This window comes from Vibrio sp. YT-19(2023), assembly GCF_033337395.1.
In genome coordinates this window covers 1-823 of sequence record NZ_JAWOQN010000325.1, presented here as the reverse complement: position 1 = coordinate 823, position 823 = coordinate 1, and the positions used below count along the sequence as shown (strand labels likewise).

The window sequence follows — 823 nt, the reverse complement described above, 5'->3', positions numbered from 1 at the left end:
ATCAACAAAGCGTTTTTCGTGAAGCGTTTTCAAAATGCTCAACTTCTTCGTGAAGACGTGATTGAACGTGATGGTTTAACGGGTTACCGACTCATCGCCGCTGAATCTGACGGCTTGCCGGGCGTGACGATTGACCGCTACCAAAACTTCTTCGTATGTCAATTGCTCAGCGCAGGCGCAGAATACAACAAGCAAGCGATTGTAGATGCATTGGTTGAATGCTTCCCTGATTGCAATGTCTACGAACGCTCTGACGTAGCAGTACGTAAGAAAGAAGGTTTGAAAGAGACCACTGGCGTATTGCACGGTGAAGAGCCTCCAAAATCTGTCGTCATCGAAGAAAACGGCGTGAAAATCAGTGTCGACATTGTAGGTGGACATAAAACGGGCTTCTACCTAGACCAGCGTGACAGTCGTCAACAAGCGATGAAGTACGTTAAAGATAAAGAAGTACTGAACTGCTTCTCTTACACGGGTGGCTTTGGTCTTTACGCACTGAAAGGCGGCGCAAAACGCGTAATTAATGCGGATGTATCTCAGCCAGCATTGGACACAGCAAAATACAATGCAGAGCTGAACGAGTTTGATATCTCGAAAAAGCGCGCTGTTTTCTTAAACGCAGATGTATTTAAACTGCTTCGTGAATACCGTGACCAAGGTACTCAGTTTGATGTGGTTATCATGGATCCACCTAAGTTTGCAGAAAGCAAAGCGCAACTAAATGGCGCATGTCGTGGTTACAAAGACATCAATATGTTGGCGATGCAAATTTTAAAACCTGGTGGCACGCTACTGACCTACTCTTGCTCTGGCTTAATGGACC

Annotated in this window: 1 protein-coding gene; it reads left to right on the top strand. The window is 45.7% G+C overall.

The window, feature by feature from the left end; genetic code table 11:
• Positions 1–823, top strand: an 823-nt coding sequence (locus tag R7E78_RS25700; RefSeq protein ID WP_318058551.1) for a class I SAM-dependent methyltransferase, incomplete at both ends; no start/stop codon positions are given.